General features: G+C 69.8%; 15 protein-coding genes and 1 tRNA gene. 6 read left to right on the top strand and 10 right to left on the bottom strand.

The window, feature by feature from the left end; all coding sequences use genetic code 11:
- Window positions 1–8 precede the first annotated feature (8 nt).
- The 3 genes from CP983_RS23390 to CP983_RS44060 all read right to left on the bottom strand — a co-directional run bounded on the left by CP983_RS23390 (window position 9) and on the right by CP983_RS44060 (window position 2,470).
- Entirely contained in the window at window positions 9–1,256 is a 1,248-nt protein-coding gene (locus CP983_RS23390; RefSeq protein ID WP_150501563.1) for a wax ester/triacylglycerol synthase domain-containing protein, read from the bottom strand.
- Window positions 1,257–1,388: 132 nt separating this feature from the next.
- On the bottom strand, window positions 1,389–1,670 hold the full coding sequence (locus CP983_RS23385) for a hypothetical protein (RefSeq protein WP_125524052.1): 282 nt from the start codon (window positions 1,668–1,670) through the stop codon (window positions 1,389–1,391).
- Window positions 1,671–1,744: 74 nt separating this feature from the next.
- Window positions 1,745–2,470: a hypothetical protein gene (locus CP983_RS44060; RefSeq protein WP_107906113.1), complete on the bottom strand. Its 726-nt coding sequence runs from the start codon at window positions 2,468–2,470 to the stop codon at window positions 1,745–1,747.
- Window positions 2,471–2,880: 410 nt separating this feature from the next.
- Here CP983_RS44060 and CP983_RS23375 point away from each other — a divergent pair, with 410 nt between their 5' ends.
- The 3 genes from CP983_RS23375 to CP983_RS23365 all read left to right on the top strand — a co-directional run bounded on the left by CP983_RS23375 (window position 2,881) and on the right by CP983_RS23365 (window position 4,424).
- Window positions 2,881–3,363, top strand: coding sequence for a hypothetical protein (locus CP983_RS23375; protein ID WP_125524054.1), 483 nt, complete (start codon window positions 2,881–2,883; stop codon window positions 3,361–3,363).
- Between the two features lie 213 nt (window positions 3,364–3,576).
- On the top strand, window positions 3,577–3,870 hold the full coding sequence (locus CP983_RS23370) for a hypothetical protein (RefSeq protein ID WP_107906115.1): 294 nt from the start codon (window positions 3,577–3,579) through the stop codon (window positions 3,868–3,870).
- Between the two features lie 254 nt (window positions 3,871–4,124).
- Window positions 4,125–4,424 (top strand): hypothetical protein, encoded by a 300-nt coding sequence (locus tag CP983_RS23365; protein ID WP_030957966.1) that lies wholly within the window; start codon window positions 4,125–4,127, stop codon window positions 4,422–4,424.
- A gap of 142 nt (window positions 4,425–4,566) precedes the next feature.
- Here the strand turns inward: CP983_RS23365 and CP983_RS23360 are convergent, their stop codons facing one another.
- The 5 genes from CP983_RS23360 to CP983_RS23340 all read right to left on the bottom strand — a co-directional run bounded on the left by CP983_RS23360 (window position 4,567) and on the right by CP983_RS23340 (window position 7,119).
- Complete coding sequence (locus CP983_RS23360; protein ID WP_229914794.1) at window positions 4,567–4,914, bottom strand: hypothetical protein; 348 nt, start codon at window positions 4,912–4,914, stop codon at window positions 4,567–4,569.
- A gap of 264 nt (window positions 4,915–5,178) precedes the next feature.
- Window positions 5,179–5,595: a hypothetical protein gene (locus CP983_RS44475; RefSeq protein WP_150501561.1), complete on the bottom strand. Its 417-nt coding sequence runs from the start codon at window positions 5,593–5,595 to the stop codon at window positions 5,179–5,181.
- A gap of 292 nt (window positions 5,596–5,887) precedes the next feature.
- Window positions 5,888–6,268 carry a hypothetical protein gene (locus CP983_RS23350; RefSeq protein ID WP_150501559.1) on the bottom strand — a complete coding sequence of 127 codons (381 nt, stop codon included), beginning with the start codon at window positions 6,266–6,268 and terminating at the stop codon, window positions 5,888–5,890.
- Window positions 6,269–6,603: 335 nt separating this feature from the next.
- Window positions 6,604–6,840, bottom strand: a complete 237-nt coding sequence (locus tag CP983_RS23345) for a hypothetical protein (protein ID WP_030955657.1) — start codon at window positions 6,838–6,840, stop codon at window positions 6,604–6,606.
- A 204-nt stretch (window positions 6,841–7,044) separates the two neighbouring features.
- Window positions 7,045–7,119 (bottom strand) — tRNA-Thr (locus CP983_RS23340).
- A 217-nt stretch (window positions 7,120–7,336) separates the two neighbouring features.
- Between CP983_RS23340 and CP983_RS23335 the strand changes: the two genes are divergently transcribed.
- The 3 genes from CP983_RS23335 to CP983_RS23325 all read left to right on the top strand — a co-directional run bounded on the left by CP983_RS23335 (window position 7,337) and on the right by CP983_RS23325 (window position 9,987).
- On the top strand, window positions 7,337–8,425 hold the full coding sequence (locus tag CP983_RS23335; RefSeq protein ID WP_107906118.1) for an ABC transporter ATP-binding protein: 1,089 nt from the start codon (window positions 7,337–7,339) through the stop codon (window positions 8,423–8,425).
- A 209-nt stretch (window positions 8,426–8,634) separates the two neighbouring features.
- Window positions 8,635–9,093: a hypothetical protein gene (locus tag CP983_RS23330; RefSeq protein WP_030955655.1), complete on the top strand. Its 459-nt coding sequence runs from the start codon at window positions 8,635–8,637 to the stop codon at window positions 9,091–9,093.
- Window positions 9,094–9,255: 162 nt separating this feature from the next.
- A complete protein-coding gene (locus tag CP983_RS23325) occupies window positions 9,256–9,987 on the top strand; it encodes a nucleotidyltransferase family protein (RefSeq protein ID WP_126899199.1) in 732 nt (243 codons plus the stop codon).
- A 671-nt stretch (window positions 9,988–10,658) separates the two neighbouring features.
- Here the strand turns inward: CP983_RS23325 and CP983_RS23320 are convergent.
- Together CP983_RS23320 and rlmB are read right to left on the bottom strand one after the other, a co-directional pair.
- Entirely contained in the window at window positions 10,659–12,293 is a 1,635-nt protein-coding gene (locus CP983_RS23320) for a DoxX family protein (RefSeq protein ID WP_150501557.1), read from the bottom strand.
- Between the two features lie 134 nt (window positions 12,294–12,427).
- Window positions 12,428–13,369, bottom strand: coding sequence for a 23S rRNA (guanosine(2251)-2'-O)-methyltransferase RlmB (gene rlmB / locus CP983_RS23315; protein WP_150501555.1), 942 nt, complete (start codon window positions 13,367–13,369; stop codon window positions 12,428–12,430).
- Between the last annotated feature and the right edge of the window lie 89 nt (window positions 13,370–13,458).

The raw sequence follows: 13,458 nt of genomic DNA, 5'->3' as shown, positions 1-13,458 counted from the left end.
TGGTGCCGTCAGAGCACTGACGGCGTCGCCGTCCGAGCCCATGTCTCGAACTCCGTGACGACCGCGTCGGCGAGCCGAATCGCGTCGTCCGGGCCCGCGTTGCCCACCGCGGTGAGCGTGAACGCGTCCCCTGCCTGTGCCAGGGCGAAGCTGACGGTGCCGGGGTACTGCAGCGGCGGCAGCCCGACCGTGCGCACGAGCCGGCGGCCCTGGAAGGTGCCCGGCCCGCCGGGCCACTTCATGGCCGTGGTCGCGGTCGCCGCGAAACAGGAGTGGCGCCCCCGGCTGGTCAGCAGCCTGGTCACCCAGGGCCCGGTGCGCCGCGCCGCCTCCGCCGCCGGGAACAGCACGGTGGCGTGTACGGCGGCCCGGTCGGGGACGGCGGCCATCGCGTCCTGGCACGCCCGCAGCCGGGCCACGGAGCCGTCGAGGTCGACGGGCAGCGGCACCCGGACCACGGTGAGGGTGTTGCCGAGTTCACCCGGATTCCCCCGGCCGCGCAGATCGCACGGTACGGCCGTGTACACGGGCACGTCCCGCTCCTGCCACCGCCGCACCGGCCCGAACCTCGCCCGCAGCGCCCCGGCCACCGCGCCCACCAGCAGCTCGTTCAGCGTCGCGCCGCGGCCGTCGGCGGGCTGCCGGCGCGCGGACCGGACGATGTGCGCGGGCAGTTCACGCACCGCGACCGAGGTGTACGTCCGCTCCGGCGGCCATGTCGGAAGGGCCTGTCCGGGGGCCGACATCGCCTTCAGTTCCCGGCCGGCCGCGCGCAGTCCGCTGCGCGGCAACGGCACCGGCCGCTCCCGCCGGCCCGCCGGCCCGGGGTCGTCCATCAGCGCACGCATCAGCGTCGCGAGCGACCGCCCGTCCAGCAGCGCGTGCTGCGCCACCAGCGCCAGCGCGAAGTCACCGCCGCGCTCGGCGTCCGGGATCACATGCAGCCGCCAGGGCGGCACCCCGTCGGCGAGCGGCCGGTCCACACTGCGGGCCCACAGTTCGTCCAGCGTGGCCCGTTCCTCGACGACCTGCGCGACAGGATCGAACGGCCCCGGTACGGCCCACCGCGCGCACCCTCGTCGTCCGCACGCTCTGTCGAGCACACAGCTCATCCGCTCCAGGCCCGCCCAGCGCTCGACGACACGGGCCCGCACCCGCTGCACATCGGGCCGTTCGCCGGTGAGGACCGTCGCCAGGCCGATGACTCCCGGACAGCCGTTGAGCAGCAGCATCTCGTCGGCACAGGACAGTCTCATGCGACAGGTCGCCCTTTCACTCGGCGTGCACGGCACGGCCCGGCCCGCGCCGGATCGCTGCCGTGTCCACGGCCCGCAAGTCCAACGCCCGCCCCGTGACGGAGCGGGCGTCGAACCGGACGCTTCGTACGGTTACTTGAGCGCCGAGCTGTTGCAGCCCATGTCCGAACCCAGGTGGCTGGGCTGCGCGGCCGGGGAGCCCTCGCCGTTGAGCGCGTTGGCCAGCACGCCGTTGAGGGCGCCGACGCTGCCGAGGACGTCGATGTTCATGTCGTGCGAACGGCACTCGATGCCCTGCGTGATGTCCACGTCGTGGGCCCCGGCCTCACCGTGGGCGAAGGCGGTGCCCATGCCGAGGGAACCGACACTGCCGAGGACGGCGCCCACCAGGACGGCCTTGTGGAGCTTGCGCATTTCTTCTCCGTATGGATCGAGCGGAAGGGTGTGCAGCGAATGAGGTTGGAACGACGGCCTGTTGCGAACGGCCGTCAGCCGAGGCGGGGCAGACCCAGCTGGCCCACGGGCGGCGCCGCGACCTGTCCGAGGCCGAGCCCGGGCACCTGCGGAGTGCTGGTGTTCAGCGGGTTGATCAGCGGGCTCACCTCGGGGTTCACCTGCGGGTTGACCTGCGGCGCGACCCGCGGCGGGGGCTCCGGGTTGAAGACCTGCGGAGCGGACACCTGCGGGGCGACCTGCGGCATGACCTGCGGGGCCGCCTGCGGCGTGACCTGGGGAGCCGCCTGCGCCGGGGCGGAGTACTGCGGGACGCCGGCCTGCGCGGAACCGCCCGACGAGGCCGAGGCGGTGGCGTAACCGGTCTGCTCACGCGGGGCGGGCGCCGGAGCCGCGTACTGGGGAGCCTGCTGCGGCTGGTACTGGGGACGGGAGGCTTCGGCGTAGCCCGCCGACCGGGCCGACGCGGTGACCTGCGGCGGCGCGTAATGCGGAGCCGGAGCGTACTGCGGGGCCGGAGCGTACTGGGGCGCCGGGGCGTACTGCGGAGCGGGAGCGTACTGCGGAGCCGGGGCGTACTGGGGCGCCGGGGCGTACTGCGGAGCGGGAGCGTACTGAGGTGCCGGGTACTCGGGAGCGGGCGCCGGAGCGGCACCTGCGTACCCGACGGGATAGTCGGCCGCCTCGCTGACGCCGGCGCCGATTGCGGTCAGACCGCCGGCCGCTGCGACGACGAGCGCGGCCTTGTGAAGCTTGCGCATGGAACCCTCGGCCCTTCATTACCTGTACAGGGAAATCCGTTGTATTCAGTGCAGTCTTGCGTGTGCTCAGTCTGATATTCGTACTGCGCCCTTACAGGGGTAATGCCTGAGCTGTCATGTGGACTTCACGCCGGAGCCGGCAGCGGAACCCATGGCTTCTCCTACCGATTCCTGGTACTGCCCTCTCTCGACTGGCAACGACATTTACTCGGCCAAGTCACGGGATCCGTAATTCCGTCACCCCATTGCCATCCATCGGATTTACACACCCTGCGGCAATTGGGTGACCCCTTCCCGACTCACGTGACTGGATTCGCAGTTGCCTCGTTCCGCACCAGGAGAGAGAGCGATGGTCCATCGCAGTCGCATTTCCGTACGTTCATGCACAGGTCAATGAAGGGCCGAGTTCCATGCGCAAGCTTCACCAGGTCGCGCTCGTCGTAGCAGCAGCCAGTGGTCTGTCGGCCATCGGCGTCGGCCCCAGCGTCGCCGACGCCCCTGTCGGCTACGGCTCCGTCCCGCCACCCGCTCCGCAGCAGGATCTCCAGGCCACCTCGTGGACCAACTCGCAGGCCAGCGCCCAGCGCTCCAACCTGCCCAACGCACAGCGGCCGGCGACGCTGCCCGCCCACGGTGCCGACGTCACCCCTCAGGTCAACCCGCAACTGAGCCCGAAGATCAGCCCCCAGGTCAACCAGCAGCCGAACGTCGCGCCGTCCGGGCCGATCGAGCAGGCCAACCTGTTCCGCCCGTACCAGGAGTGCAGCCCGCAGTCCCTGCTCAACGCCGCCGTCCCGGTCGCCGTGCTCGCCGCCGCCGAGACCGAGGGCGTCAAGTGCGAGCAGGCCAACAGCCAGGCCAACTCCCTGGCCCACGCCCGCTACACGGGCTGACGCCGACTTTCGACCACGGGCCCCAGGCGTCCGGTGCGACGGCCGGCGCCTGGGGCCCGTTCGCATGTGATGCGACTTCTGGGTGCTTCCGGCGTGAGATCGCGAACCTCGGCGCGTCGTTCATATATGTCTGGATACTTCGTATTAATCTCCGGTAACTGTACGAAGTCGATCTCGCACAGATCGCACCCACCTCACTCCACCGGAGAAGACATGCACAAGCTTCGCAAGGCTGCCGTCCTGGTCGCCGCCATCAGCACCATCGGCCTCATGGGTGCCGGTACGGCCACCGCTGACGGCCACGGCGGGCACGGCGGCAAGGGCGGCGACAAGTTCAGCGTCCTGCAGAGCTCCAACTGCAAGTCGCACGACCTGAACGTCGACGTCCTCGGCCAGGTCGGCGTCCTCAACGGCCTGCTGGGCAGCGCGCTCAACGGCGAGGGCAACCCGGGCGCGCAGGACACCCACCTGGGCTCCAGCATGGGCTGCAACAACAGCGCCTTCTGAGGCACTGACGGCCGCACGGCCGGCCGAAGCGGGAAACAAAGTCCCGGTACCGAGCGTCAAGCCCGGTGCCGGGACTCCTCTTTGCGCCGGATTGGCTCGTTCGCCAGAACATTTCGGCGCTATCGGCCAAGATGGTGAGTCTTTTCAGAATTCGGCGTGCCGCCGATTGCGTCGGAATACTTCCTATTAGCCTCCGTAAATGTACGAAGTCGGTCTGCACCAGATCGACCCACTCCACTCCACCGGAGATGAACATGCACAAGCTCCGCAAGGCCGCCGTCCTGGTCGCCGCCCTCGGGAGCGTCGGACTTCTGGGGTCCGGCGTCGCCCACGCCGACGGAGGCGACTACGGCAAGAGCAGCAAGGGCAGCAGCCTGAGCATCCTGCAGAGCAGCACCTGCCGCTCGCACGACGCCAACGTCGACATCCTCGGCCAGGTCGGCATCGCCAACGGCCTGGGCGGCAACCTGCTCAACGGCGAGGGCAACCCGGGCGCGCAGGAGACCGCGCTGGGCTCGAGCATGGGCTGCAACAACAGCGCCTTCGGCAAGTGACGTAGGCCAGATCCTTCCCCTGGTGCCCCGGCCGTACGGCCGGGGCACCGGCATTTTCCGGGCCGCCACCATAAACGTACTAATAATAAAAGAATGCCGGATCGGAATTCCTTCCGATCCGGCATTGTGTTTTCGATGTGCTTCAGAAGTCGAATTTGGGGAGCTTGAAGCCCTTGGGCAGCTTCGCCCGGTTGTTGCACTCCACGACCGGGCCGCTCTGCACGGACCCGCCGTTCTTCATGCCCTCCTCCGGCCCGACGAACCTCGGCCGCTCGACCGTGGAGCAGTCCTGCTTCTGCTGGAGCACGTACCCGTTGCGCTTGTCCTTGTGGACGACCTCGCTCTTCTTGACGCAGACGATGTCGCCCTGGGCGGTGATCTTGCAGGCGCCCTTGGTGTCGTCGGCGTGCGCCGGCACCGCGGTGCCGTAGAGCGCGGCGAGAGCTCCGAGGAGCCCCGAGACGGTGGCGATCTTGTGTCGAGCAATCATGTGCTGCGTTCCTTCTGCCTTGGAGAATCTCGGATTGCCTTGGAGGAGTCCGGAAATGACACAGCCCGGCCGCGCTCCCCTGATGGGTCTGCCGCGCGTCCGGGCTGCGTTGCTAAGGGTGTTGTCCAGCACACCGTGGAACGGCCCGACCTGTTCCCTGAACCAGGAGCGGGAGCATTCAGATCGTGCGCCGTGCATACGGTGTTCCGACGGAAGTCGATGCGGCTGTGCCCTGAGAATCGCGCATCGACCCTCGGGGTCTGGTTACTGGGCGGCGGTCGGAGCGGTGTACTCGCCGTAGCCGTACTCGGGGGTGGCCTTGGGGGCGGCCTCCGGCGCGACCTGCGGGGCAGCCTCGGGAGCGACCTGCGGGGCAGCCTCGGGGGCAGCCTGCGGGGCGACCTCGGGAGCGGCCTCGGGAGCGACCTGCGGGGCGACCTCGGGGGCGGCCTGCGGAGCAACCTCCGGCGCAGCCTGCGGAGCGGCCTGCGGAGCAGCGGCAGCCTTGTCGTACGGAGCACCCGCCGTGGCAACGGCGTTGGCCGTCGAGGTGGCGACCGCGGTGACAGCCTGACCGTCGTAGCCCTCGTCGCCGGCGAAGGCGCTACCGGCGCCGACACCGAACGCGGACAGACCCGCGACCGCAGCTGCTACGACTGCAACGCGCTGAAACCTGCGCATAGTTTGACCCTTTCTTCCCGGGGCGTGACGCCCTGGCTTGACTACTTAATGTGAGCATATACACGCAAACCGTAGCAATTTGGGACCTCTGTCCCTTCCGTGTCGTGTCGGGCCATGACAAGGCATCGGTGCGCACACCGATTTCTCTGAATGGGAAACGACGCGTCCCCGCTGTCTGGACACGGGCGTTGAGTGCCGGTCACCCATTTGCCGAGAAATGGGTCGTGGACGCGCGAAAACGGCGGATGGCCGGACCCGGTAACCCGGTCCGGCCATCCGCCGAAGAAGACGCTCAGCCCAACAGGCGCGCCAGCAACGGGCTGCTCTCGTCCCGGTCGCTGGTGTCGGTGGTGGTCGGGGCCGCCACCGGAGCGGGGGTCTCGGCATCAGCGCAGGTGATGTGCGGGCCGATCCTCGTCTGCCCGTTGGACAGCACGCCCGGGGTGGGCAGGGTCAAGGGCTGCGTCGGCTGGCAGTTGACCGTCCTGCGCAGGGTGAAGCCATCGCCCTCCGGCGTCTGGCCCGTGACCTGCTGGGTGCAGATGATGTTGCCCCCGGGGTCCATGGTGCAGGCACCCGGGCCCGCGGCGTGGGCCTGGGTGGCGCCGAGACAGGTCATGGCGAGGCCGCCGAGAAGCCCTGTGAGGGCCACGAACTTCTTGCCGTTGAACATGTGTTGCGTCTCCTTTGTGGGGGTGTGCCCGGACGTCGTACACCGCGAACGGCCGCGCCGGGCCCTGGGGGTGTCGCAGAGACGGACCCCGGCGCCCCACACAACCGGGACACTCGGGGCCGTTTCGCTTAGGAAACGAAGGACTGACCTGAGGGCGACCGATCCGCGTCCGACCAACCGCACATCGCCGCACCGGAGTTCATCAGGGCCGTCGCGACCGCGCGCGGGCCGCCGGCGCGTGCTCGCGCCCCGGGCATCCACGCATGAGCGGGCCCCTTCGGGTACGACCCCGAAGGGGCCCGCGGAAGGCGTCGCGCACGACTACGCCGCCGACCTCAGCCGGTGAAGGCGTTGTTGAACTGACCGCAGGTGGTGTCGAAGGTCTCGGACAGACCGAGCACGGCGACCGGGACGTCGGTCGCGGCAACCGTCTGCGGGCTGCACTCCTGGTAGGGGCGGTAAAGGTCCGAAACGGACGGCGCGGCGTCGTAGGCGACGCTCGTACCGGCACCGACGGCGGACAGGCCGCCGGCAGCAGCTGCGGCGATCATGACCTTGTGAAGCTTGCGCATGGAACCCTCGGATTTCATTACATGAACATTGAGGCTGATTGCCTACTGTGACTGCACGAACACTAGCAGTAGCGATCCGGGATCCTATTCCACGCAGGCGCATGTCCCGTGTCCCTATGGGGACATGAGGCGAGGGAATTCACCGACACGGGTGTGGGGAAAAGCAGAACGGGGCGGTGTCATCGACAACCGCCCCGCAGATTGAGCCCCCTGTCGGATTCGAACCGACGACCTGCTGTTTACAAGACAGCCGCTCTGGACCAACTGAGCTAAGGAGGCCTGCACGCGCTGTCACGCACGCGCCCGTGCAGTGTACCCAGGTTCCGAGTGGGCCCTGTCGAAAATTTCCGCGAAGTTCACATGCCCCCAGGTACTGACAGACCAGGCGAACGCCAGGTACCGTCCAGAGCCAGTCCGCTCATGTGGACTAAACCAACCACCTTCCTACAACGGATCGTCCGGCACGTTCCTGCCGGTAGAAGGGGGCCCATTCATCATGGCCACTGTCTCGTTCGACAAGGCGACCCGGATCTACCCGGGCACCGAGAAGCCCGCCGTCGACGGTCTGGAGATCGAGGTCGGGGACGGCGAGTTCCTCGTCCTCGTCGGTCCGTCCGGCTGCGGCAAGTCCACCTCGCTCCGCATGCTGGCGGGGCTCGAGGACGTCAACGGCGGCGCCATCCGCATCGGTGACCGCGACGTCACGCACCTGCCGCCGAAGGACCGGGACATCGCCATGGTGTTCCAGAACTACGCGCTGTACCCGCACATGTCCGTCGCCGACAACATGGGCTTCGCGCTCAAGATCGCCGGCGTCAACAAGGCGGAGATCCGCAAGAAGGTCGAAGAGGCCGCGAAGATCCTCGACCTCACCGAGTACCTGGACCGCAAGCCGAAGGCGCTCTCCGGTGGTCAGCGCCAGCGTGTCGCGATGGGCCGCGCCATCGTGCGTGAGCCGCAGGTCTTCCTCATGGACGAGCCGCTGTCGAACCTCGACGCCAAGCTCCGTGTCTCGACCCGTACGCAGATCGCCTCGCTCCAGCGCCGTCTCGGCATCACGACCGTCTACGTCACCCACGACCAGGTCGAGGCCATGACGATGGGCGACCGCGTGGCCGTCCTCAAGGACGGTCTGCTCCAGCAGGTCGACACCCCGCGCAACATGTACGACCGTCCGGCCAACCTCTTCGTCGCCGGCTTCATCGGCTCCCCGGCCATGAACCTGGTCGAGGTCCCGATCACCGACGGCGGCGTGAAGTTCGGCAACTCGGTCGTGCCGGTGGACCGGGAGGCGCTCGCCGGCGCCACCGACAAGACCGTCACCGTGGGCGTCCGCCCCGAGCACTTCGACGTGGCCGGCGCCGAGTCGGACCAGGGTCTCGCGGTCACCGTCAACGTGGTGGAGGAGCTCGGCGCCGACGCGTACGTCTACGGCACCGCCAAGGTGGGCGACGACGGCAAGGACCTCGTCGTCCGTGTCAGCGGCCGTGACGTGCCCGAGAAGGGCAGCACGCTGCACGTCGTCCCGCGTTCCGGTGAGACCCACGTGTTCTCCACCTCCACGGGTGCGCGCCTGTCCGACTGAGGCAGCACAACTCCGGGTAATTCACCCAGGTTGACGAAGAGGGCCCCGCAGAGCGCTGCGGGGCCCTCTTCGTTGTCGACAAATACCCCGGCATACCGGTCATTTCGAGCGCTGTGCGTCAACGCGCCGCCCGAGTTTGAAGGCCCCTTCGTCCCCCGAACCGGTGACTAAATGTCGCCATATCAGCACCGAACGCTACCCTCACTCGCGTGAAGCACTCCACCAACCAACAGACACGACGCGGCCACCGGGGCCCCGCCCGCCAGCTCGGCCGCACCATCGCCTTCGTCCTGCCCGTCGTCCTGGTGCTCTCCGGGACCCTCGCGGTCACCCGGGTCAACTGGTCGGGCAACCCCTCGGACTCGGTGCTCACCGCGACCGACGTCTCGAGCGCGGGTGCCGCGAGGAACAGCGCGCCGCGTGCTCCGCAGGACGTGCTGCGCGACCAGCTGCTGACCGAGCTCCAGGAGAAGAACCCGAGCGTCGCGCTCACCCACCTCCAGCAGGCCGTCGACGACCGGCCGTCGCTCGCCCGGCACTGTGCCTCGATCGCCCGCGCGCTCGGTCGTGCGGCGGTTCGTGTGTACGGGCCGACTCGGGCACAGTCGTATTCCCGGCCCGTCTGCGACACCGCGTTCGCCTCGGGGGTCGCCGCGGCGCACAGCTGACGGTGGGCGCGAGCGCCGGCGCCACTGGGTGGCGCCCGGCGTTGCTGCCGCCGCCCCGATTTGGGTGCGGTTCGAGGAACACTCCGCTTCCGGACGGTAACGGCTGATTGAGGAACCGTTGCCGACGAATGCCGTGAGCGGGGCGCCGCGTACAGTTCGGGCATGACTGATCCGAACGCCGCGACCCGCCCCGTTCAAGCCGTCGTCCTGGCCGGGGGCCAGGGGTCCCGGCTGCGTCCGTACACCGACGATCGGCCCAAGCCGATGGTCGAGATCCCCGGTACGGGGACGCCGATCATCGGCCACCAGCTCGTCTGGCTGGCCGAGGAGGGTGTGACGGATGTGGTGATCAGCTGTGGGCATCTCGCCGAGGTGCTTCAGGACTGGCTGAAGTCGGCGGATCTTCCTGTGCGGGTCACGACCGTCGTCGAGACGGAGCCGCTGGGGCGGGGTGGCGGTCTGAAGTACGCGGCGGCGCATCTGCCGCATCCGGACAGGCCCTGGTATGCGACGAACGGTGACATCTGGACGCGGTTCTCGCTGCGCGACATGGCCGACTTCCATGCCGAGCGGGACGCTGTGGCGACGCTGGCGCTCGCTCGGCCTCGTCTGCCGTGGGGGGCTGTGCAGACGGACGGCTTCGGGCACATCACGGACTTCATCGAGGCTCCGCCGTCGACGTTCGAGATCAACGCGGGTGTGTATGTGTTCTCGCCCGAGTTCTCTTCGCTGCTGCCTGAGCGCGGTGACCATGAGCGCACGACGTTCCCTCACCTTGCCCGTGAGCGGCGTCTGGCCGGGTTCCCGATTCCGCAGGGGGCGTATTGGCGTGCCATCGACACGGCGAAGGACCTGACGGAGGCCGCGAAGGAATTGGCGGCGCTGGGGCGCTGACGCCGGCGGGATGGGGGTTCGTCGTCGTGTAGCGCCTGCGGGTGGGGGTGGGTCGGGGCCGTGCCGGGGGGTGTCCGTCCTCGGTCCGGCGGTTGCTGTGCCTCAGAGGGCCGCTGTTTCTTGACGCCGGCCGCTGCGGGCGGACACCCCCCGGCACGTCCCCTTGCCGCCGTACGCGGCTGGCGGGCAATTGGGGGTACGACGACCAGATCCTCGCCGGGCCGACGCCGCCCGGCATCAGCCCTACCTCAGCGGCCTCCCCGCGCCTTCCCTACGCCAGCGCAAGCGGCCAAGGGAACTCGCCTCTGCTAACCCCGGCCTGCGGCCCCGGGCGGCATCTCTGAACCAGCCCGGCGCCAGTAGGCATGGCACCCCGCCCCCCACTCACAGGCGCCAGCTGCCCCTCCGCCCCGCGAACTCTCAACCGCCCGGCGCTGAGGCCGAGGAGTCCCGCCTGCCTCTGGCCCCGCCTCGGCCCCTCCTCCTTGCCGGCCCGCGGATCTCTCAGCCCGCCAAGCGCTCGGCCCGTCCGGCGATTGAGGACGAGGTCCTTTAGGCCGAAGCGGGGGCTGGGGTGGTGGTCCCAGGGGTTGGGAGGGTTGGTGTGGGTGGGGACGGCGAGAGGCCCCGGGCGCTGGGGGCGGCCGGGGCCCGTTCGGGGTGGGGAGGGGTCAGCCCAGGAGGCCGCCTACCAGGCCCGGTTCTTCTTCCGTGGAGCCGCCTGAGGAGTTGCCGCCGGAGGTGGGGCCTCCGGAGGTGGGGCCGGTGGTGGTGCTGGGCGCCTCGTCGGCGGGAGCCGACTGCTGCGGCGGGGCCTGACCCTCCGTGCCCTGCGTCTGGCTGGGCGTACCGACGCCCGTCGAACCCGTGTCGGCGGTGGCGCCCGGCGTCGTCGCCGCGCCCGACGGGGTCGTCGCGCCCGATGTCGCGCCCTGGGTGGGCGAGTTGGAGGCGGACGGCGACTTGTCGTGCTGCCGGTCGGACTCCTCCGGCAGGGGCGAGCCCGGCAGTTCGTTGCGCGGGGCCTCGCCGGGGCCGGGGACCACGACACGGTCGGCGTCACGGACCGCGCCACCGAGCAGGGAGCCGACCAGGAGGGTCAGACCGGTGACGATCGCCGTGATCAGGGCGCCGCGGCGAAGGACGTAGCGGCGCAGCTCCCAGATGTCGGAGCGGGGGCCCAGACGGCGCCAGGCCATGCCCGCCAGGCGGCCGTCGATGGAGTAGACGGGGGCGCCGGCGATGATCAGCGGGGACCAGGCAGCGAGGTAGATGATGTCGGGGGCGTCGTAGACCGGGACGCTCTTCCAGCTGACGGTGACCAGGAGCGCGGCGGACAGCAGGGCTCCGACCACCGCGGCCACTCGCTGCCAGCAGCCCAGGACCGTCAGCACGCCCACGATCACCTGGAAGAAGGCGATGACAAGGCCGGAGCCGACGGGGTGTTCCAGGGCGAACTGGCGGAGGGGCTCGGCCACTTCCCAGGGGTGGAGCGTGTTGAGCCACTTGACCATCGAGCCGCGCTTGCCGCCGTCGAAGTAGACGGGGTCGCAGAGCTTGCCCATGCCGGCGTAGATGGAGATGAAGCCGAGGAAGACCCGGAGCGGGAGCAGGACGACGCCGAGGTTCATACGGCGGCCGGGGTAGTACGCGTGCCGCGCGGGGTCGTCGGCGCCCGGGCGGCGGGACGAGTCGTCGACGTCGTCGTCCGGGCCGTCGGGCTCCTCGTCGACGAAGTCCTCGGCGGCGTACTCGAATTCCTCGTCGTAGGCGCTCTCGACCGTGCGCATGTGGGGCAGCAGCCGGGTCTCGACGGATTCGTGCGTGCGCTGCGCGCCCACGATCGGGGTCTCGACGGTCCGCGCCATCTCGTCCTCGTAGCCGCCGTCGTAACCGACGTCGACGCGCGGGATGACCTGCGTGCCGCCCCCGGCGGGAAGCGGTTCGTCGCCGTGGCGGACGCTGCCGTCCCGCACGGCCTGGAGGAGCCGGTGGGCGCCGGTGTCGTCGGGCGCGGACGTGCCGTTCCAGACGGCGACCCGGCGGCGGGCGCCCGGGGCCGCGCCCGCTCTGCCGGCCGCGTTGACGAGCGGCATCAGGGAGGTGGCCTCGGTGGCGCTCAAGTGCCGTGCGATCCGCGGAGATTTGGTGCGCCGGGCAGACGAACCCAGCAGCACGCGGAAGCTCGCGTGATTGACGATGATCTGCGCCGGATCGCTCGGCACCTTCACCATGCTCAGCGCGGGAGCGTCGTCGTATCCCGACGAACGGTCCCCCGTGGGTGTGCGGGGTGTTCTGGTGTCCACACTCAACTAACCGAGTGACGTGTGGTTAGGACACTGCTTTGACCGGTCCGATCTGTCCGGACCCCGTCAAAGATGCGCAGGTCGCACCACTGTCACCAGAATTAACCCGCACGGGTGACGCCACGGATGTCTGTTCAGGCGCGTCGGCTGGCCGCCTCGTAGAGGACGATTCCCGCCGCCACACCGGCGTTGAGGGACTCCGCTCCGCCCGGCATCGGGATGCGGACCCGGAAGTCGCACGTCTCGCCGACCAGGCGGGACAGGCCCTTGCCCTCGCTGCCGACCACGATGACCACCGGGCCGTCGAGGGCCTCCAGGTCACCGACTTCCGCCTCGCCGTCGGCCGCGAGACCGACGACCGCGATGCCCGCCTTCTTGTACGCCTCCAGCGCGCGGGTCAGGTTCGTGGCGCGGGCGACCGGCGTACGGGCCGCGGTGCCGGCGGACGTCTTCCAGGCACCGGCCGTCATACCCGCCGCACGGCGCTCGGGGACGACGACCCCGTGGCCGCCGAAGGCGGCGACGGAGCGGACCACGGCACCGAGGTTGCGCGGGTCCGTCACACCGTCGAGGGCGACGATCAGCGGGTCCTCGCCCGCGTCGGCCGCGGCGGCGGCGAGGTCCTCGGGGTGGGCGTACTCGTAGGGCGGGACCTGGAGGACGAGGCCCTGGTGGTTCAGGCCGTTCGTCATGCGGTCCAGCTCGGGGCGGGGGGCCTCCATGAGGTTGATGCCGCCGCGGTCGGCGGCGAGCTGGAGGGCCTCGCGGACACGCTCGTCGTTGTCGATGAACTGCTGGACGTAGAGCGTGGAGGCCGGGACGCCCTCGCGCAGTGCCTCGACGACCGGGTTACGGCCGACGACCATCTCGGACGTGCCCTTGCCGCCACGGCCGCGCGGCGCGGGGCGGCGCGCGGCCTGCTTCGCCTTGGCGGTCGCGATGCGGTTCTTCTTGTGCTTCTTGCGCATCTCGGCGGGCGGCGTCGGGCCCTTGCCCTCGAGACCCTTGCGCCGCTGGCCGCCACTGCCGACCTGCGCGCCCTTCTTGCCGGACATGCGGCGGTTGTTCGCGGCCATGACCTACCTGTCTGTCGTGGGTGTGTCGTACGTACGTCTATGAAGTGTGCCGCCCGGGGGGCCGGGCGGCACAATCGATCTTCCGGGAG

Origin of the sequence: Streptomyces chartreusis (assembly GCF_008704715.1) — a bacterium.
Lineage (GTDB): Bacteria > Actinomycetota > Actinomycetes > Streptomycetales > Streptomycetaceae > Streptomyces > Streptomyces chartreusis.
This window is presented reverse-complemented; position numbering and strand designations above follow the sequence as displayed.